13 protein-coding genes, 4 tRNA genes, 2 rRNA genes and 1 pseudogene (1 of these 20 only partly in view) are annotated in these 20,235 nt (G+C 54.9%); all 20 read right to left on the reverse strand.

The features are described 5' to 3' along the window. Positions 1 to 9 precede the first annotated feature (9 nt). Positions 10 to 2,115: an elongation factor G gene (gene fusA, locus AB4O25_RS15630; protein WP_017525957.1), complete on the reverse strand. Its 2,106-nt coding sequence runs from the start codon at positions 2,113 to 2,115 to the stop codon at positions 10 to 12. Positions 2,116 to 2,145: 30 nt separating this feature from the next. After that, positions 2,146 to 2,616, reverse strand: a complete 471-nt coding sequence (gene rpsG, locus AB4O25_RS15635) for a 30S ribosomal protein S7 (protein WP_002555493.1) — start codon at positions 2,614 to 2,616, stop codon at positions 2,146 to 2,148. Between the two features lie 118 nt (positions 2,617 to 2,734). Further along, positions 2,735 to 3,106 (reverse strand): 30S ribosomal protein S12, encoded by a 372-nt coding sequence (gene rpsL / locus AB4O25_RS15640; protein WP_002555494.1) that lies wholly within the window; start codon positions 3,104 to 3,106, stop codon positions 2,735 to 2,737. 216 nt (positions 3,107 to 3,322) lie between these two features. Next, positions 3,323 to 7,522: a DNA-directed RNA polymerase subunit beta' gene (rpoC, locus tag AB4O25_RS15645; protein WP_017525956.1), complete on the reverse strand. Its 4,200-nt coding sequence runs from the start codon at positions 7,520 to 7,522 to the stop codon at positions 3,323 to 3,325. 64 nt (positions 7,523 to 7,586) lie between these two features. Then, a complete protein-coding gene (gene rpoB, locus AB4O25_RS15650) occupies positions 7,587 to 11,660 on the reverse strand; it encodes a DNA-directed RNA polymerase subunit beta (RefSeq protein WP_017525955.1) in 4,074 nt (1,357 codons plus the stop codon). Positions 11,661 to 11,879: 219 nt separating this feature from the next. Continuing rightward, the gene (rplL, locus tag AB4O25_RS15655; RefSeq protein WP_003176432.1) at positions 11,880 to 12,245 is read right to left on the reverse strand and encodes a 50S ribosomal protein L7/L12; all 366 of its coding nucleotides are present in this window, start codon (positions 12,243 to 12,245) and stop codon (positions 11,880 to 11,882) included. 78 nt (positions 12,246 to 12,323) lie between these two features. After that, entirely contained in the window at positions 12,324 to 12,824 is a 501-nt protein-coding gene (rplJ, locus tag AB4O25_RS15660; RefSeq protein WP_010174464.1) for a 50S ribosomal protein L10, read from the reverse strand. A 199-nt stretch (positions 12,825 to 13,023) separates the two neighbouring features. Beyond that, positions 13,024 to 13,719, reverse strand: coding sequence for a 50S ribosomal protein L1 (gene rplA / locus AB4O25_RS15665; protein ID WP_003176434.1), 696 nt, complete (start codon positions 13,717 to 13,719; stop codon positions 13,024 to 13,026). Beyond that, positions 13,719 to 14,150: a 50S ribosomal protein L11 gene (rplK, locus tag AB4O25_RS15670; protein WP_003176435.1), complete on the reverse strand. Its 432-nt coding sequence runs from the start codon at positions 14,148 to 14,150 to the stop codon at positions 13,719 to 13,721. Before rplK ends, rplA begins: the two co-directional genes overlap by 1 nt. 116 nt (positions 14,151 to 14,266) lie before the next feature. Then, complete coding sequence (nusG, locus tag AB4O25_RS15675; protein ID WP_003176436.1) at positions 14,267 to 14,800, reverse strand: transcription termination/antitermination protein NusG; 534 nt, start codon at positions 14,798 to 14,800, stop codon at positions 14,267 to 14,269. Between the two features lie 9 nt (positions 14,801 to 14,809). Further along, positions 14,810 to 15,178: a preprotein translocase subunit SecE gene (gene secE / locus AB4O25_RS15680; RefSeq protein ID WP_016969478.1), complete on the reverse strand. Its 369-nt coding sequence runs from the start codon at positions 15,176 to 15,178 to the stop codon at positions 14,810 to 14,812. Between the two features lie 44 nt (positions 15,179 to 15,222). Next, positions 15,223 to 15,298 (reverse strand) — tRNA-Trp (locus AB4O25_RS15685). Between the two features lie 157 nt (positions 15,299 to 15,455). Further along, positions 15,456 to 15,531, reverse strand: a tRNA-Thr gene (locus AB4O25_RS15690). Between the two features lie 25 nt (positions 15,532 to 15,556). Next, positions 15,557 to 15,630, reverse strand: a tRNA-Gly gene (locus AB4O25_RS15695). A gap of 23 nt (positions 15,631 to 15,653) precedes the next feature. After that, positions 15,654 to 15,738: transfer RNA gene (locus tag AB4O25_RS15700), tRNA-Tyr, on the reverse strand. A 142-nt stretch (positions 15,739 to 15,880) separates the two neighbouring features. Then, positions 15,881 to 16,318: a hypothetical protein gene (locus AB4O25_RS15705; RefSeq protein WP_017525954.1), complete on the reverse strand. Its 438-nt coding sequence runs from the start codon at positions 16,316 to 16,318 to the stop codon at positions 15,881 to 15,883. 7 nt (positions 16,319 to 16,325) lie between these two features. Next, the gene (locus AB4O25_RS15710) at positions 16,326 to 17,075 is read right to left on the reverse strand and encodes a pantothenate kinase (RefSeq protein ID WP_460149747.1); all 750 of its coding nucleotides are present in this window, start codon (positions 17,073 to 17,075) and stop codon (positions 16,326 to 16,328) included. Next, positions 17,065 to 18,025: pseudogene (gene birA, locus AB4O25_RS15715) on the reverse strand (bifunctional biotin--[acetyl-CoA-carboxylase] ligase/biotin operon repressor BirA). The gene AB4O25_RS15710 and the pseudogene birA overlap by 11 nt, the downstream one beginning before the upstream one ends. A gap of 160 nt (positions 18,026 to 18,185) precedes the next feature. Continuing rightward, positions 18,186 to 18,301, reverse strand: a 5S ribosomal RNA gene (rrf, locus tag AB4O25_RS15720). Between the two features lie 157 nt (positions 18,302 to 18,458). Beyond that, a 23S ribosomal RNA gene (locus tag AB4O25_RS15725) occupies positions 18,459 to 20,235 on the reverse strand (it continues 1,115 nt past the right edge of the window).

Here is a 20,235-nt window from a genome sequence, read left to right on the forward strand (position 1 = left end):
AGGACTGAATCAGCCTTGTTTTTTGGATACAGTTTCAGCGATGTGCGCCGGAGCTGTGTTGTATTTTTTGAATTCCATAGAGTAGCTTGCGCGACCCTGGGACATGGAGCGAACGTCGGTCGCATAACCGAACATCTCACCCAACGGAACCTCGGCGCGAATCACTTTGCCGGAAACCGTGTCTTCCATACCCAAGATCATGCCGCGACGACGGTTAAGGTCGCCCATGACATCACCCATATAGTCTTCAGGTGTAACAACTTCTACCGCCATGATTGGCTCAAGCAACTCACCACCGCCCTTCTGGGCCAGTTGCTTGGTTGCCATGGAAGCAGCCACCTTGAACGCCATCTCGTTGGAGTCGACGTCGTGGTAAGAACCGTCAAAAACGGTTGCTTTCAGGCCGATCAGCGGATAGCCGGCAACAACACCGTTCTTCATCTGCTCTTCGATACCCTTCTGGATAGCAGGGATGTATTCCTTAGGAACAACACCACCCACTACTTCGTTCACGAATTGCAGACCTTCCTGACCTTCGTCAGCAGGAGCAAAACGGATCCAGCAGTGACCGAACTGACCACGACCGCCGGACTGACGAACGAACTTGCCTTCGATTTCACAGTTCTTCGTGATGCGCTCACGATAGGAAACCTGAGGCTTACCGATGTTGGCTTCGACGTTGAACTCACGGCGCATCCGGTCAACCAGGATGTCCAGGTGCAGCTCGCCCATGCCGGAGATGATCGTTTGACCAGTCTCTTCATCAGTCTTGACACGGAAAGATGGATCTTCCTGAGCAAGCTTGCCCAGAGCGATACCCATTTTTTCCTGGTCATCCTTGGTCTTAGGCTCTACGGCAACCGAAATAACCGGCTCCGGGAAGTCCATGCGAACCAGGATGATTGGCTTGGCAGCGTCGCACAAAGTCTCACCAGTGGTGACGTCCTTCATGCCGATCAGGGCCGCGATGTCACCAGCGCGTACTTCCTTGATCTCTTCGCGGGCGTTTGCGTGCATTTGCACCATACGACCCACACGCTCTTTCTTGCCTTTAACCGAGTTGATCACGCCGTCGCCGGAGGCCAACACGCCCGAGTAAACGCGGACGAAGGTCAAAGTACCCACGAATGGGTCGGTAGCGATCTTGAACGCCAGAGCCGAGAACGGCTCGCTATCATCGGCGTGACGCTCCATCTCTTCTTCCTCGTTATCAGGGTTGGAACCCTTGATAGCAGGAATGTCGGTTGGAGCAGGCAAGTAGTCGATAACGGCGTCGAGAACCAGGGGAACGCCCTTGTTCTTGAAGGAAGAACCGCAAACAGCCAGGACGATTTCGCCAGCAATAGTACGCTGACGCAGAGCGGCCTTGATTTCCACGTTGGTGAGTTCTTCACCTTCGAGGTACTTGTTCATCAGCTCTTCGCTGGCTTCGGCAGCAGCCTCAACCATGTTGTTACGCCACTCGTCAGCCAGCTCCTGCAACTCTGCAGGGATAGGCTTACGAACAGGAACCATACCTTTGTCGGAGTCGTTCCAGTAAACAGCTTCCATGTTGATCAGATCGATCTGACCCTGGAAGTTGTCTTCGGAACCGATCGCCAATTGGATTGGCACCGGAGTGTGACCCAGACGCTGCTTGATCTGACCGATCACGCGCAGGAAGTTGGCACCAGCACGGTCCATCTTGTTTACGTAAACAAGACGTGGAACGCCGTATTTGTTGGCTTGACGCCATACGGTTTCCGACTGAGGCTCAACACCCGAGGTACCGCAGAACACAACGACAGCGCCGTCGAGTACGCGCAGAGAACGCTCAACTTCAATGGTGAAGTCTACGTGGCCCGGGGTATCGATTACGTTGAAGCGATGCTCGTCTTTGTACTGCTTCTCGGAACCTTTCCAGAAGGCGGTAATAGCAGCAGAAGTAATGGTAATACCACGCTCCTGCTCCTGAACCATCCAGTCTGTGGTCGCGGCGCCGTCATGCACCTCGCCCATTTTGTGACTTTTGCCGGTGTAAAACAGTACGCGCTCAGTGGTGGTGGTTTTACCAGCATCCACGTGAGCAACGATACCGATGTTACGGTAGCGGCTAATCGGAGTAGTACGAGCCATAAAGCCCTCGCAAAATTAGTGAAGCTAAGATTAGAAGCGGTAGTGCGAGAAAGCTTTGTTAGCTTCAGCCATACGGTGCACGTCTTCACGCTTCTTAACAGCAGCACCTTTACCTTCAGCAGCGTCCAACAGTTCGCCAGCCAAACGCAGAGCCATAGACTTCTCGCCGCGCTTACGGGCGAAGTCTACCAACCAGCGCATTGCCAGAGCGTTACGACGGGACGGACGAACTTCAACCGGAACCTGGTAAGTAGCACCGCCTACACGGCGCGACTTCACTTCGACCAGCGGAGCGATGGCGTCGAGAGCTTTCTCGAAGATTTCCAGGGGGTCGCTGTTCTTGCGTTCTTTAACCTTTTCCAGCGCGCCATAAACGATACGCTCGGCAACGGCTTTCTTGCCGCTTTCCATCACGTGGTTCATGAACTTGGCCAGGATTTGGCTTCCGTATTTTGGATCGTCAAGCACTTCGCGCTTGGCTGCTACGCGTCTTCTTGGCATGGATAAGCCCTCAAACGGTCTTCAGGTTCGTTCGGAATCGGTGCCCTTGCGGGACGCCTCCGACCTTACTCTTATCGACTCAGAAAATAAGATGATTCAGTTTTACAAAAAGCCGCTACTACTTAGGCTTCTTGGTACCGTACTTCGAACGACCCTGGTTACGACCTTTAACGCCGGAAGTATCCAAGGAACCGCGTACGGTGTGGTAACGAACACCTGGCAAGTCTTTTACACGACCGCCGCGGATCAGTACCACGCTGTGCTCTTGCAGGTTGTGACCTTCACCACCGATGTACGAGGAAACCTCGAAACCGTTGGTCAGGCGCACACGGCATACTTTACGCAGTGCCGAGTTAGGTTTTTTCGGCGTGGTGGTATACACACGAGTGCATACGCCACGACGTTGCGGGCAGTTCTGCAGCGCAGGCACGTCGGATTTCTCGACGATACGCTTACGCGGCTGACGTACCAGCTGGTTGATAGTTGCCATCTACTAGCTCCACTGTTGTCTTGCGACGCTATTGTCTTGCAAGAAAAGCAAAATGGCAGGAACGAATTCCCGCCAAATTTAGGGGTACAAGAGTCTAAAGAGGATCTTGCCCCCAGTCAAGGCAAGGCCCCGACCTCCCCTCTCGTCGAATCGGGGCAAAAATGCCTCGATCCGACGAATGGGGCTGCCAGGGCCCAGACTCATCTATCGCAGAACTCAGTTACCGCTTGAGTTCAGCGCTTCGGTCAGTGCAGCTTCCACTTCACTGGCGCTCACGCGCAGCGGCTTGTCCGCATCACGGCGGCGCTTACGCTCGCTGTGGTAAGCCAAACCGGTACCGGCTGGGATCAGACGACCCACAACCACGTTTTCTTTCAGGCCGCGCAGGTAATCGCGCTTGCCGGTTACCGCTGCTTCGGTCAGTACGCGAGTGGTCTCCTGGAAGGAGGCCGCCGAGATGAACGACTCAGTGGACAACGACGCCTTGGTGATACCCAGCAGCACGCGAGTGAACTTGGAGACAAATTTCTCTTCGTTCGCCAGGCGCTCGTTTTCTACCAGTACGTGAGTCAGTTCCATCTGGTCGCCCTTGATGAAACTGGAATCGCCGGATTCAGCGATTTCAACTTTACGCAGCATCTGACGCAGAATGGTCTCGATGTGCTTGTCGTTGATCTTCACGCCTTGCAGACGGTAAACGTCCTGGATCTCGTTAACGATGTACTTGGCCAGCGCACTCACACCCAGCAGACGCAGAATGTCGTGTGGATCGCTTGGGCCGTCGGAGATAACTTCGCCGCGGTTTACCTGTTCGCCTTCGAACACGTTCAGGTGACGCCACTTCGGAATCAGCTCTTCATACGGATCGCTACCGTCGTTCGGGGTAATGACCAGACGGCGCTTGCCTTTAGTCTCTTTACCAAACGCGATGGTGCCGCTGACTTCAGCCAGAATCGACGCTTCTTTCGGACGACGAGCTTCGAACAAGTCGGCAACACGCGGCAGACCACCGGTGATGTCACGGGTCTTCGAAGTTTCTTGCGGGATACGCGCGATAACGTCACCGATCGCGATCTTCGCACCGTCCGCTACACCGACCAGGGCGTTGGCTGGCAGGAAGTACTGAGCGATTACGTCAGTGCCTGGCAGCAACAGATCCTTGCCGTTGTCATCGACCATCTTCACGGCAGGACGAATGTCCTTACCGGCAGCTGGACGATCTTTGGCGTCGAGTACTTCAATGTTGGTCATACCGGTCAATTCGTCAGTCTGACGCTTGATCGTGATGCCTTCTTCCATGCCCACGTAGGTCACGGTACCTTTCATTTCGGTAACGATTGGGTGAGTGTGCGGATCCCACTTGGCCACGATTGCGCCAGCGTCGACCTTGTCACCTTCTTTAACCGAAATCACAGCACCGTACGGCAGCTTGTAGCGCTCACGCTCACGACCGTAGTCATCAGCGATGGCCAGCTCACCCGAACGGGAAACAGCAACCAAGTGGCCATCCACTCGCTCAACGTGCTTCAGGTTGTGCAGACGGACGGTACCGCCATTCTTCACCTGAACGCTGTCGGCTGCGGAGGTCCGGCTGGCCGCACCACCGATGTGGAACGTACGCATGGTCAGCTGGGTACCCGGCTCACCGATGGACTGTGCGGCAATAACGCCGACCGCTTCACCGATGTTCACCTGGTGACCACGAGCCAAATCACGGCCGTAGCACTTGGCGCAGATGCCGTAGCGGGTTTCACAGCTGATCGGCGAGCGAACGATCACTTCGTCGATGCTGTTGAGCTCGATGAACTCGACCCACTTCTCGTCGACCAGAGTGCCGGCAGGAACGATAACTTCCTCGGTACCTGGCTTGAATACGTCACGGGCAATAACACGACCCAATACGCGCTCACCCAGCGGCTCTACAACGTCACCGCCTTCAATGTGCGGAGTCATCAGCAGGCCGTGCTCGGTGCCACAATCGATCTCGGTTACTACCAAGTCTTGTGCAACGTCTACCAGACGACGAGTCAGGTAACCGGAGTTAGCGGTTTTCAACGCGGTATCCGCCAGACCTTTACGAGCACCGTGAGTTGAGATGAAGTATTGGAGTACGCTCAAACCTTCACGGAAGTTCGCGGTAATCGGCGTCTCGATGATGGAACCGTCCGGCTTGGCCATCAGGCCACGCATACCGGCGAGCTGACGGATCTGCGCAGCAGAACCCCGTGCGCCCGAGTCGGCCATCATGTACATCGAGTTGAAGGATTCCTGGTCAACTTCGTCGCCGTGACGGTCGATAACCTTCTCTTTCGAGAGGTTGGCCATCATCGCCTTGGAGACTTCGTCGTTGGCCTTGGACCAAAGGTCGATCACTTTGTTGTACTTCTCGCCCTGTGTTACCAGGCCCGAGGCGTACTGGCTTTCGATCTCTTTCACTTCATCGGTAGCAGCCGCGATGATGCGAGCTTTTTCATCCGGGATAACGAAGTCGTTAACGCCGATGGAAACGCCGGAAATAGTCGAGTAAGCAAAACCGGTGTACATCAACTGGTCAGCGAAGATCACGGTCTCTTTCAAACCAACCACGCGGTAGCACTGGTTGATCAGCTTGGAGATCGCCTTTTTCTTCATCGGCAAGTTGACGACGTCGTACGACAGACCTTTTGGCACAACTTGGTACAACAGCGCACGGCCGACAGTAGTGTCGACGATACGGGTGTTGCTCACGCTGCCGCCGTCACGGTCGTTGACGGTTTCGTTGATCCGAACTTTGACCTTGGCGTGCAGTGCGGCTTCGCCGGCACGGAACACACGGTCAACTTCCTGCAGGTCAGCGAATACTCGACCTTCGCCTTTGGCGTTGATCGCTTCGCGGGTCATGTAGTACAGACCCAATACAACGTCCTGCGACGGAACGATGATTGGCTCACCGTTGGCTGGCGACAGAATGTTGTTGGTCGACATCATCAACGCACGCGCTTCCAACTGGGCTTCCAGTGTCAGCGGTACGTGCACGGCCATTTGGTCGCCGTCGAAGTCGGCGTTGTACGCGGCGCAGACCAGAGGGTGCAGCTGGATAGCCTTACCTTCGATCAGAACCGGTTCAAACGCCTGGATACCCAGACGGTGAAGGGTCGGCGCACGGTTGAGGAGGACCGGGTGTTCGCGGATTACTTCAGCGAGAACGTCCCAAACCTCTGGCAGTTCGCGCTCGACCATTTTCTTGGCCGCTTTGATAGTGGTCGCGAGACCGCGCATTTCCAGCTTGCCGAAGATGAACGGCTTGAACAGCTCGAGTGCCATCTTCTTAGGCAGACCGCACTGGTGCAGACGCAGGGTCGGGCCTACAGTAATTACCGAACGACCGGAGTAGTCAACACGCTTACCGAGCAGGTTCTGACGGAAACGACCTTGCTTACCCTTGATCATGTCAGCCAGGGATTTCAGAGGACGCTTGTTGGAACCGGTGATAGCGCGGCCACGACGACCGTTGTCGAGCAGGGCATCGACCGCTTCTTGCAACATACGCTTTTCGTTGCGCACGATGATGTCCGGAGCGGACAGATCGAGCAGGCGCTTCAAGCGGTTGTTACGGTTGATCACGCGGCGGTACAGGTCGTTGAGGTCGGACGTCGCGAAACGACCACCGTCCAACGGCACCAGCGGACGCAGGTCTGGCGGCAGAACCGGCAGAACGGTCAGCACCATCCACTCTGGCAGGTTGCCGGAACCCTGGAAGGCTTCCATCAACTTCAGACGCTTGGACAGTTTCTTGATCTTGGTTTCGGAGTTGGTTTGCGGAATTTCTTCGCGCAGACGGCCAATCTCGTGCTCCAGGTCGATAGCGTGCAGCAGTTCACGGACAGCTTCGGCACCCATGCGGGCATCGAAATCGTCACCGAACTCTTCCAGCGCCTCAAAATACTGCTCATCGTTCAGCAACTGACCTTTTTCAAGGGTGGTCATGCCTGGATCGATAACGACGTAGCTCTCGAAGTAGAGAACGCGCTCGATATCACGCAGGGTCATGTCCATCAGCAGGCCGATACGGGACGGCAGCGATTTCAGGAACCAGATGTGGGCAACTGGCGAAGCCAGTTCGATGTGCGCCATGCGCTCACGACGAACCTTGGCCAATGCGACTTCAACGCCGCACTTCTCGCAGATCACACCACGATGCTTCAAGCGCTTGTACTTACCGCACAGGCACTCGTAATCCTTTACCGGGCCAAAGATCTTGGCGCAGAACAGGCCGTCACGTTCAGGTTTGAACGTACGGTAGTTGATCGTTTCCGGCTTTTTAACTTCACCGAACGACCACGAACGGATCATCTCAGGCGATGCCAACCCAATACGGATGGCGTCGAACTCTTCGACTTGACCCTGGTTTTTCAGCAAATTCAGTAGGTCTTTCAAGGCCTTTCCTCCTGGCGGAGCAGAGAGCGGGCATCACTGCCTCGCTCTCGATTCGCGTCACGTGTTATTCGGTTTCCAGATCGATATCGATGCCGAGGGAACGAATTTCTTTGATCAACACGTTGAAGGACTCGGGCATGCCCGGCTCCATACGGTGATCGCCGTCCACGATGTTTTTGTACATCTTGGTACGACCGTTCACATCGTCCGACTTCACTGTGAGCATTTCTTGCAGAGTGTATGCAGCACCGTATGCTTCCAGTGCCCAGACCTCCATCTCCCCGAAACGCTGACCACCGAACTGAGCCTTACCACCCAGCGGCTGCTGGGTAACCAGGCTGTACGAACCGGTAGAACGAGCGTGCATCTTGTCGTCTACCAAGTGGTTCAGCTTCAGCATGTACATGTAGCCAACAGTAACCGGGCGCTCGAACTTGTTGCCGGTGCGGCCGTCGAACAGCTGCATCTGGCCGCTTTCCGGCAGGTCTGCCAGCTTCAGCATGGCCTTGATTTCGCTTTCCTTGGCACCGTCGAATACCGGGGTAGCCATTGGAACGCCGCCGCGCAGGTTCTTCGCCAGATCCAGGATTTCCTGATCGGAGAAGGTGTCCAGCTCTTCGTTGCGACCGCCGATCTCGTTGTAGATCTCGTGCAGGAACTTGCGCAGGTCTGCGACCTTGCGCTGCTCTTCGATCATGCGGTTGATCTTTTCGCCCAGACCTTTGGCCGCGAGGCCCAGGTGGGTTTCAAGGATCTGACCAACGTTCATACGCGAAGGTACGCCCAACGGGTTGAGGACCACATCGACCGGGGTGCCATTGGCATCGTGCGGCATGTCTTCAACCGGCATGATCACGGAGACCACACCTTTGTTACCGTGACGACCGGCCATCTTGTCGCCCGGCTGAATGCGGCGACGGATTGCCAGGTAAACCTTGACGATTTTCAGCACGCCTGGAGCCAGGTCATCGCCCTGCTGCAGTTTGCGCTTCTTGTCTTCGAACTTGTCGTCCAGCAGACGGCGACGATCAACGATGTAAGCCTGGGCCTTCTCGAGCTGCTCGTTAAGAGCATCTTCAGCCATGCGCAGTTTGAACCACTGGCCGTGTTCAAGACCGTCGAGGATTTCGTCGGTGATGTCTTGACCTTTCTTCAGGCCTGCGCCGCCTTCGGCCTTGTGGCCTACCAGAGCGGAGCGCAGACGTTCGAAGGTCGCGCCTTCAACGATACGGAACTCTTCGTTCAGGTCCTTACGGATCTCGTCGAGCTGAGTCTTCTCGATGGACAGTGCGCGAGCATCACGCTCAACGCCGTCACGAGTGAAGACCTGTACGTCGATGACAGTACCCTTGGTACCGGTAGGTACACGCAGGGAAGTGTCTTTAACGTCGCTGGCTTTTTCACCGAAGATGGCACGCAGCAGCTTCTCTTCCGGAGTCAGTTGGGTCTCGCCTTTCGGAGTGACCTTACCGACCAGGATGTCGCCAGCGCCAACTTCAGCACCTACATAAACGATACCGGCTTCATCCAGCTTGTTCAGTGCAGCTTCACCCACGTTCGGGATGTCTGCAGTGATTTCCTCAGGCCCAAGCTTGGTGTCACGTGCCACACAGGTCAGTTCTTGAATGTGGATCGTGGTGAAGCGGTCTTCTTGAACGACACGCTCGGACAGGCAGATGGAGTCTTCGAAGTTGAAGCCGTTCCATGCCATGAACGCGATGCGCATGTTCTGACCCAGTGCCAGCTCACCCATATCGGTGGACGGGCCGTCGGCCATGATGTCGCTACGCTGGACGCGATCACCCTTGCTCACCAGCGGACGCTGGTTGATGCAGGTGTTCTGGTTCGAGCGGGTGTATTTGGTGAGGTTGTAGATGTCGACACCGGCTTCGCCAGTTTCAACTTCATCATCCGCAACACGAACCACGATACGGCTTGCATCAACGGAGTCGATCACGCCGCCACGACGAGCCACGACGCAAACGCCGGAGTCACGGGCTACGTTACGCTCCATGCCGGTACCTACCAGCGGCTTGTCAGCGCGCAGGGTCGGTACAGCTTGACGCTGCATGTTGGAACCCATCAACGCACGGTTGGCGTCATCGTGCTCCAGGAACGGGATCAGCGACGCCGCAACAGAAACTACCTGCTTGGGCGATACGTCCATCAAGGTGACGTCTTCCGGCGCCTTGACGGTGAACTCGTTCAAGTGACGAACAGCTACCAGCTCGTCGATCAGGACTTTCTTGTCGTTCATCGTGGCCGAAGCCTGAGCGATCACGTGATCAGCTTCTTCGATGGCGGACAGGAAAACGATCTCGTCGGTGACCAGAGCGTCTTTCACCACACGGTACGGGCTCTCAAGGAAGCCGTACTGGTTGGTGCGCGCATAAGCGGCCAAGGAGTTGATCAGACCAATGTTCGGACCTTCCGGCGTTTCGATCGGGCAAACACGACCGTAGTGCGTCGGGTGTACGTCACGAACTTCAAAGCCTGCACGCTCACGCGTCAGACCGCCCGGGCCCAGTGCGGATACACGGCGCTTGTGGGTGATCTCGGAGAGCGGGTTGTTCTGGTCCATGAACTGGGAAAGCTGGCTGGAACCGAAGAACTCTTTCACCGCCGCAGCCACTGGCTTGGCGTTGATCAGGTCTTGCGGCATCAGGCCTTCGCTTTCAGCCATCGACAGACGCTCTTTGACCGCACGCTCAACACGTACCAGGCCAACGCGGAACTGGTTTTCAGCCATCTCGCCTACGCAGCGAACACGACGGTTACCCAAGTGGTCGATGTCATCGACGATGCCTTTACCGTTACGGATGTCGACCAGGGTCTTCAGGACCGCAACGATGTCTTCCTTGCACAACACGCCCGAACCTTCGATCTCGGTGCGACCGATACGACGGTTGAACTTCATCCGGCCGACCGCAGACAGGTCGTAGCGCTCAGGGCTGAAGAACAGGTTGTTGAACAGGGTCTCGGCAGCGTCTTTGGTTGGCGGCTCACCAGGACGCATCATGCGATAGATCTCGACCAGCGCTTCCAATTGGTTGCTGGTGGAGTCGATCTTCAGTGTGTCGGAGATGAACGGACCGCAGTCGATATCGTTGGTGTACAGGGTCTCGATGCGAACAACCTGGGCCTTGGCGATCTTCGCCAGGATCTCGGTGTTCAGCTCGGTGTTGCACTCAGCCAGGATTTCGCCTGTAGCCGGATGAACGATGACCTTGGCGGTCGTGCGACCCAGGACGTAGTCCAGAGGCACGTCCAGCGACTTGATACCGGCTTTTTCGATCTGGTTGATGTGGCGCGCAGTAATACGGCGGCCCGCCTCAACAATGACCTTGCCTTTTTCATCCTGGATGTCCAGAACGGCAATTTCACCACGCAGACGCGATGCAATCAGTTCCAGGCTGAGGGTTTCATCCTTCAGGCTGAATACGTTGGTGGTGTAGAAAGCATCCAGCACTTGCTCAGTGGTATAGCCGAGCGCGCGCAGCAGTACCGAGGCCGGCAGCTTGCGACGACGGTCGATACGCACGAACACGCAGTCTTTCGGATCGAACTCGAAGTCCAACCACGAACCGCGGTACGGAATGATCCGCGCGGAGTACAGGAGCTTACCGGAGCTGTGCGTCTTGCCGCGGTCGTGGTCGAAGAACACGCCCGGCGAACGGTGCAGCTGGGAAACGATCACACGTTCGGTACCATTGATAACGAAGGTACCGTTCTCAGTCATCAATGGGATTTCGCCCATGTAGACTTCTTGCTCTTTGATGTCCTTGATCGCTTTGTTCGACGATTCTTTGTCGAAAATGATCAAACGGACTTTTACCCGCAAAGGTACGGCGTACGTAACACCGCGCAATACGCATTCTTTGACATCAAATGCCGGTTCGCCCAGGCGATAACCGACGTACTCCAGCGCAGCATTGCCGGAGTAGCTGATGATCGGGAAAACGGATTTGAAGGCCGCATGCAGGCCCACGTCGCGGAACTGATCTTTGGTCGCTCCCGCCTGCAAGAATTCACGATACGAATCCAGCTGGATAGCCAGAAGGTACGGGACATCCATGACGTCCGGCAACTTGCTAAAGTCCTTGCGGATACGTTTTTTCTCAGTATATGAGTAAGCCATCAGCGTTCCCCAGCTTGGTCACCTGCTTGTTTGGCCCCTCCGACGGGAGCAGCCAGAAAATCTCGCAAACCCCATGGTTTGCACCACCGCATCGGGTGGCTACAGCGCGTTAATGGTAGCGACCGAGTCGACAACCAAGAACGGAAAAAGGCCGGTGGCAAGTGCCACCAGCCATCAGCCTTCAGCTTAACGCGTGGGCTGGAGACGCAAGGTCGATGCTTACTTCAGCTCGACTTTAGCGCCTGCTTCTTCCAGAGTAGCTTTGGCTTTGTCAGCGGCGTCTTTCGACACTGCTTCCAGAACCTGGGCAGGAGCGCCGTCAACTACAGCCTTGGCTTCTTTCAGGCCCAGACCGGTCAGCTCACGTACTGCCTTGATCACGTTTACTTTCTTCTCGCCAGCTTCCAGCAGCATGACGTTGAATTCGGTTTGCTCTTCAGCAGCGACAGCAGCAACAGCTGGACCAGCGGAAGCAGCGGCAGCGGAAACGCCGAATTTTTCTTCGAAAGCTTTGATCAGCTCAACAACCTGCAGAACCGACATTTCAGCTACGGCGTTGAGGATATCGTCTTGGGAGATAGACATTGCTGTATTTCCTGAATTGGGGGACGGCCTACGCGGCCATCGAAATAAACAAAAATACGCGAGAGAAGTCGCTCAGCCTTAGGCTGCGGCAGCTTCTTTTTGCTCGCGAACTGCGGCCAGAGTACGAGCCAACTTGCTGGTAGCGCCTTGAATCACGCTCATCAGCTGAGAAATAGCTTCGTTACGGGTCGGCAGTGTTGCCAGTACGTCGATTTGGTTAGCTGCGAGGAACTTGCCCTCGAACGCAGCTGCCTTGATCTCGAACTTATCCTGACTCTTGGCAAATTCCTTGAACAAACGGGCAGCAGCACCTGGATGTTCCTTGGAAAACGCGATCAGAGTCGGGCCAGTGAACACGTCGTTGAGGACACTGTATTCAGTGTCAGCAACAGCGCGCTTGAGCAGGGTGTTACGTACAACACGTACGTATACGCCAGCTTCACGAGCCTCTTTACGGAGTCCGGTCATAGCGCCTACTGTCACACCACGGGCATCAGCCACGACAGCGGACAGAGCAGCTTTGGCAGCCTCGTTGACTTCAGCGACGATGGCCTTCTTGTCTTCGAGATTAATTGCCACGGGTTTAACTCCTGCTTGTTACCGTTTCATCTGGCCGAAGCCGGATGTCGTTTTGGTGTCTGATTCGGTAAGGAACCGGGAGCACCATCTGCGTAGGCTTGTGGTTTAAGACTTTCGTCGCCTACGGTCTTGGATAGCCCCCGCCAGGCAGGGACCCCAATTTTTCCAATCGGCGCAATCGCTTGCGCCAATTTGTGTCTTATACGTCCAGCGAGCCTTGGTCGATGACCAGACCTGGGCCCATAGTGGTGCTCAGGGTAACGCGCTTGACGTAGATACCTTTCGAGGAAGCAGGCTTGATACGCTTCAGATCAGCGATCAGGGCTTCAACGTTTTCCTTCAGCTTGACGGCATCGAAGCCGACTTTGCCAACGGAAGTGTGAATGATGCCGTTTTTGTCGGTGCGATAACGAACCTGACCAGCCTTGGCGTTTTTAACCGCGGTAGCTACGTCTGGCGTTACAGTGCCGACTTTAGGGTTAGGCATCAGGCCACGTGGACCCAGGATCTGACCCAACTGACCTACAACACGCATTGCATCCGGGGAAGCAATAACGACGTCATAGTTCAGGTCGCCGCCTTTCATTTCGGCAGCCAGGTCGTCCATACCCACGCGATCAGCGCCGGCAGCCAGAGCAGCTTCAGCTGCAGGGCCTTGGGTGAAGACAGCAACACGTACAGTCTTACCAGTACCGTGTGGCAGCACAGTAGCGCTACGAACGACCTGGTCGGATTTACGTGGGTCAACACCCAGGTTCACAGCAACGTCAACAGACTCGCTGAACTTGACAGTCGACAGCTCGGTCAGCAGAGCAGCAGCGTCTACAAAGTTGTAGGACTTGCCCGCTTCGATTTTGCCGGCGATAGCCTTTTGGCGCTTGGTCAGCTTAGCCATTACACACCCTCCACGTTAAGGCCCATGCTACGAGCAGAACCGGCGATGGTACGCACGGCTGCATCCATATCAGCTGCAGTCAGATCCGCGTTTTTGGTTTTCGCGATTTCTTCCAGCTGAGCACGAGTCACGGTGCCAACCTTAACGGTGTTAGGACGAGCGGAGCCGCTAGTCAGACCAGCAGCTTTCTTCAACAGAACCGAAGCCGGGGTCGACTTGGTTTCGAAAGTGAAGCTACGGTCGCTGTATACAGTGATGATCACTGGAGTCGGCAGACCTGGCTCAAGCCCCTGAGTACGGGCGTTGAAGGCCTTGCAGAATTCCATGATGTTCACGCCGTGCTGACCCAGAGCTGGACCGACGGGTGGGCTAGGGTTGGCCTGAGCGGCCTTCACTTGCAGCTTGATGTAAGCGGTAATTTTCTTGGCCATGAGGCACTCCAATTACGGGTTCAAGCGCCTCGAAAGGCTCCCCGGTTACTTGCGCGTTTATCCCAGTGACGACAAAACCCCACAGCCTAAGCTGCGGGGTTGGGATGCTTGCTCAGCTAGACCTTTTCGACCTGACTGAACTCCAGCTCTACCGGAGTAGAGCGACCGAAAATGAGCACTGCCACTTGGATCCGGCTCTTCTCGTAGTTAACTTCTTCGACAGTACCGTTGAAATCTGCGAACGGACCATCTGTGACACGAACAACCTCACCCGGCTCGAAAAGCGTCTTCGGCTTAGGCTTGTCGCTACCATCAGCAACACGACGCAGAATTGCTTCCGCCTCTTTGTCGGTGATAGGAGCAGGCTTATCGGCAGTACCACCGATGAAGCCCATGACACGAGGGGTATCCTTGACCAAGTGCCAAGTACCTTCGTTCATGTCCATCTGTACCAACACATAGCCAGGGAAGAACTTGCGCTCACTCTTGCGCTTCTGGCCATTCCGCATTTCAACCACTTCTTCAGTGGGAACCAGAATTTCGCCGAAGCCATCTTCCATGCCTGCCAGCTTTACGCGCTCTAGCAACGAGCGCATAACATGCTTCTCGTAACCCGAGTAAGCATGCACAACGTACCAACGCTTAGCCACGGGACACCCTTAGCCAACAATCAAGGAAACAAGCCAGCCGAGCAGGGAATCAAGCCCCCACAACAGCAACGCCATAACCAGAACAACAGCCACAACGATCAACGTGGTCTGCGTGGTTTCTTGGCGAGTCGGCCAAACGACTTTACGGATCTCGGTGCGAGCTTCCTTCACCAGGACCGCGAAAGATTTCCCCTTAGCAGTCTGCAGGCCCACAAAGGCAGCCACAGCAGCAAGGGCAAGCAAAGCGAGCACACGGTACAGGATCGGCGAAGCAGAATAGTACTGATTGCCAACAACGCCTACGACCACCAAGACAACTACAGCGAGCCACTTGACCAGATCGAAACGAGAGCTTTGAGCTTCAGCCTTAGGAGTCATCTATGAAGATCCTGTGAAAGAAAGCCAGACACACCACGTGAATCTGGCAGGTCAGGAGGGAATCGAACCCCCAACCTACGGTTTTGGAGACCGTCGCTCTGCCAATTGAGCTACTGACCTAAAACAAAATCAGGCCGACCATTATGCAGGCCTGAAAAAGACTTACAACAACCGCCACCAACACACTTGAAATCACCCAAGAACACTGGGCGCGACACCATCAAGCCGGTACAGCTGTTAAAACAAAGGCAGATATTTTCATATCTGCCTTGTCATATGGAGCTCTTGAGCGGATTTGAACCGCTGACCTCACCCTTACCAAGGGTGTGCTCTACCAACTGAGCTACAAGAGCAAAACACTTGCACAACCTGCAAACTTGGAGCGGGTAGCGGGAATCGAACCCGCATCATCAGCTTGGAAGGCTGAGGTTCTACCACTAAACTATACCCGCGGAGCTTGCAGCTCACGCTAAAATGGTGGAGGGGGAAGGATTCGAACCTTCGAAGTCGTAGACGTCAGATTTACAGTCTGATCCCTTTGGCCGCTCGGGAACCCCTCCTAAGCGAGCCGGCATTTTACATCACGCCGACCTTCTGTCAAGCATTTTCTCATTTAAATTATGAGGTTAGCTGCATTGACACTCGCCTCACCATGCAGACCTTAAAGGTCTTCACTGCGAAGCGGGCGCCATTCTATGCAAACTAATCGGCAGTTGCAATGCCTTCGCACAGCATTATTTTATGTTTTAACTCATTGAATTCCTTGGCAAGGTTTTCAAAGGACAGATCGTCGGCCAAGCGCCTGCTTTCAGGAGCCACTCGAAGCCAGTACCCAGAAACGTCAGGCGCACTCAAGAACTGGACCTTGACCTTTATATCCAGGCTAGTGAGACGCTGTTCGACAGTTTGCGCCTGACGCTGATCGGCGAATCCACCAATGTACAGGCACGTATCGGACGCTTTCGCCCGATCCCGCCGAGTCATCGCCTCAGAAGACTCACTTAGCAGGCGAATATCCTGCTGGGAACCTCGATAAAGGCTCAGGGGGGTTACGTCCTTGGCGCGCAATGGCGCCTCCTGCTGATGCCATATGTAGTAGAAAACGTTGAGAATCAGTAGAAGCAAGAACAGCCAACGCATAAACACCTCAAGACAAAGGACACGCCATTGCCAGACCAACAAATACCAGATCAGGAACGAGCCGCGCCTGCGGAACGGCATCGGAGACCAGGTCAGCGTCTCCACCGGTCAGAAACACCATGAAGTCATCCCCCCAGTAACTCCTGGCAAGCTCGACTTGGGTTAGCACAAACCCTCTCAGCATTAGCATACAGCCTCGCTCAACCGCCTCGGCAGTTGTGCGCCCCGGCAACACTCGCTCAAGAGCCCGCCCAGCCGCAGCGTCGTCGTAGCGTATCTTGCGGGTATGCGTTCGCAACTGGTTGCGCATAAGAGGCATACCAGGGCAAATAAAGCCCCCCAAATGCTCGCCGTCCGCAGTAACGAAATCCGCGGTCGCCGCAGTACCGAAATCCAGCACCAGACAAGCACCTGATGCCAATTTGTACCCGCCAAGGATCGCCAACCAGCGATCAAGACCAAGCCGCTTGAAATCCTCATAACCATTTCGCACGCCCGCCATTTCAACTGCAGACGTTGCGCAGCAAACGGTGACATCAAAAGCCTCGACCAAAGCCTCGATCAGCTTGTTGGTCTCTTCCAGAGCACGAACGCTCACCAACCGGCACCGCGTCAGTAATAAGGCCGGGGCGGCCAGAAGACTCTCGATCAAAGCGATATTCGAACCGACAACACCTTCAGCGACGACACTTACACTGCCCGCCTCCAGTACACGCCACTTGATAAAGCTATTCCCACAGTCGAGCTCAAGAATCATCACGCAACCTCAGGCTTAACTCCCCACCGCTGTACGTTTTCTCAACGCCATTAACACTTAGGCGCAACGCACCTTGATGATCAACACCGAGCACCACGCCATCCACACGGTTAACACCTGCTATGAGCGACACCGACCGGCCCTGCCAGCCATGATTTTGCTCCCACTCCTCCTGGAGGGCGGAAAAACCAGCTGCCTTGTGTCGATCAAGATAGCTCTGGAGCTGCAGGCCGACCCGCCCTACCAGAGAGTTACGATTGGCAGCAGAACCCGTTTCAAGCCGCACAGAAGTCCATTGCTGATCAACCTCATCAGCCTTTTGCATATTCACATTAATTCCGATACCGAGGACAACGTGGCAGATGTCAGCAGGATCCCCCACCAACTCCAGCAATATCCCGGCAATTTTCTTCTGCCCTACCAACACGTCGTTCGGCCATTTCAAGAACCGCCCCCTGCACGCCCGACTCACGCAGGGCTTGAATCACCGCCAAACCTACAACAAGACTTAGCCCCTCCAATTGGCGAAGGCCATCCTCAATGCGCAGTGCAAGGCTGTAATAGATATTTTGGGCGAATGGACTGATCCATTTTCTGCCGCGCCTCCCCCTCCCGGCCATTTGCTGCTCGGCTAGCACCAAGAAGGGTGTTGCGTGCGAGGTGCTTACTAGGCGCAACGCCTCTGCATTAGTGGAATCAATGGAATCGTAAATATGAATAGGCCAAGCTAACGACGGGGCACTTAGCGCTATTTCTTGCGCACTCAGAAATACCAGCGGCGATGCCAACTGATACCCCTTACCACGCACCTTATGAATAGGTAGATTCAATTCGACCTCAAGAAGCTGGAGCTGCTTCCACACAGCACTGCGGCTAACGCCCAAGGCCGCACCCAGCGCCTCACCGGAGTGGAATCGGCCATCTTTCAGAAGTTCTAACAGCGTAAGCATGCAAGTATCGCCTCACAATGAGGCACGCATGATAGCCATGCGAGCAGGCATTGCATAGAAAGGCCGCACATCGCCAAGCCGCGATGAGCTTCTTCGCACTTTCCGAGCGCCCAAAACAAAACCCCTGTCTGCGTTAGCAAACAGGGGTTTTGGAATTTAATCTTGACGATGACCTACTCTCACATGGGGAAACCCCACACTACCATCGGCGATGCATCGTTTCACTACTGAGTTCGGGATGGGATCAGGTGGTTCCAATGCTCTATGGTCGTCAAGAAATTCGGGTACTGACTCGTGACCAGATGGCCTCGCTTCAGCAAATTGGGTATGTGACAGCAGTCGGTGTTTTGTGAGTTACAAACTTTCGGTTCGTTTCGTCTTCACACACCGCAATCTGATGCTCTTTCGAGTAGTCAAATTGCTTGGGTGTTATATGGTCAAGCCTCACGGGCAATTAGTATTGGTTAGCTCAACGCCTCACAGCGCTTACACACCCAACCTATCAACGTCGTAGTCTTCGACGGCCCTTCAGGGAACTCAAGGTTCCAGTGAGATCTCATCTTGAGGCTAGTTTCCCGCTTAGATGCTTTCAGCGGTTATCTATTCCGAACATAGCTACCCGGCAATGCCACTGGCGTGACAACCGGAACACCAGAGGTTCGTCCACTCCGGTCCTCTCGTACTAGGAGCAGCCCCTCTCAAATCTCAAACGTCCACGGCAGATAGGGACCGAACTGTCTCACGACGTTCTAAACCCAGCTCGCGTACCACTTTAAATGGCGAACAGCCATACCCTTGGGACCGGCTTCAGCCCCAGGATGTGATGAGCCGACATCGAGGTGCCAAACACCGCCGTCGATATGAACTCTTGGGCGGTATCAGCCTGTTATCCCCGGAGTACCTTTTATCCGTTGAGCGATGGCCCTTCCATACAGAACCACCGGATCACTAAGACCTACTTTCGTACCTGCTCGACGTGTCTGTCTCGCAGTCAAGCGCGCTTTTGCCTTTATACTCTACGACCGATTTCCGACCGGTCTGAGCGCACCTTCGTACTCCTCCGTTACTCTTTAGGAGGAGACCGCCCCAGTCAAACTACCCACCATACACTGTCCTCGATCCGGATAACGGACCTGAGTTAGAACCTCAAAGTTGCCAGGGTGGTATTTCAAGGTTGGCTCCACGCAGACTGGCGTCCACGCTTCAAAGCCTCCCACCTATCCTACACAAGCAAATTCAAAGTCCAGTGCAAAGCTATAGTAAAGGTTCACGGGGTCTTTCCGTCTAGCCGCGGATACACTGCATCTTCACAGCGATTTCAATTTCACTGAGTCTCGGGTGGAGACAGCGCCGCCATCGTTACGCCATTCGTGCAGGTCGGAACTTACCCGACAAGGAATTTCGCTACCTTAGGACCGTTATAGTTACGGCCGCCGTTTACCGGGGCTTCGATCAAGAGCTTCGCGTTAGCTAACCCCATCAATTAACCTTCCGGCACCGGGCAGGCGTCACACCCTATACGTCCACTTTCGTGTTTGCAGAGTGCTGTGTTTTTAATAAACAGTCGCAGCGGCCTGGTATCTTCGACCGGCATGGGCTTACGGAGCAAGTCCTTCACCCTCACCGGCGCACCTTCTCCCGAAGTTACGGTGCCATTTTGCCTAGTTCCTTCACCCGAGTTCTCTCAAGCGCCTTGGTATTCTCTACCCAACCACCTGTGTCGGTTTGGGGTACGGTTCCTGGTTACCTGAAGCTTAGAAGCTTTTCTTGGAAGCATGGCATCAACCACTTCGCTAACTAAAAGTTAGCTCGTCATCAGCTCTCGGCCTTAGAATCCCGGATTTACCTAAGATTCCAGCCTACCACCTTAAACTTGGACAACCAACGCCAAGCTGGCCTAGCCTTCTCCGTCCCTCCATCGCAATAACCAGAAGTACAGGAATATTAACCTGTTTTCCATCGACTACGCTTTTCAGCCTCGCCTTAGGGACCGACTAACCCTGCGTCGATTAACGTTGCGCAGGAAACCTTGGTCTTTCGGCGTGGGTGTTTTTCACACCCATTGTCGTTACTCATGTCAGCATTCGCACTTCTGATACCTCCAGCAAGCTTCTCAACTCACCTTCACAGGCTTACAGAACGCTCCTCTACCGCATCACTTACGTGATACCCGTAGCTTCGGTGTATGGTTTGAGCCCCGTTACATCTTC

Source organism: Pseudomonas sp. S3_A03 (genome assembly GCF_054668275.1).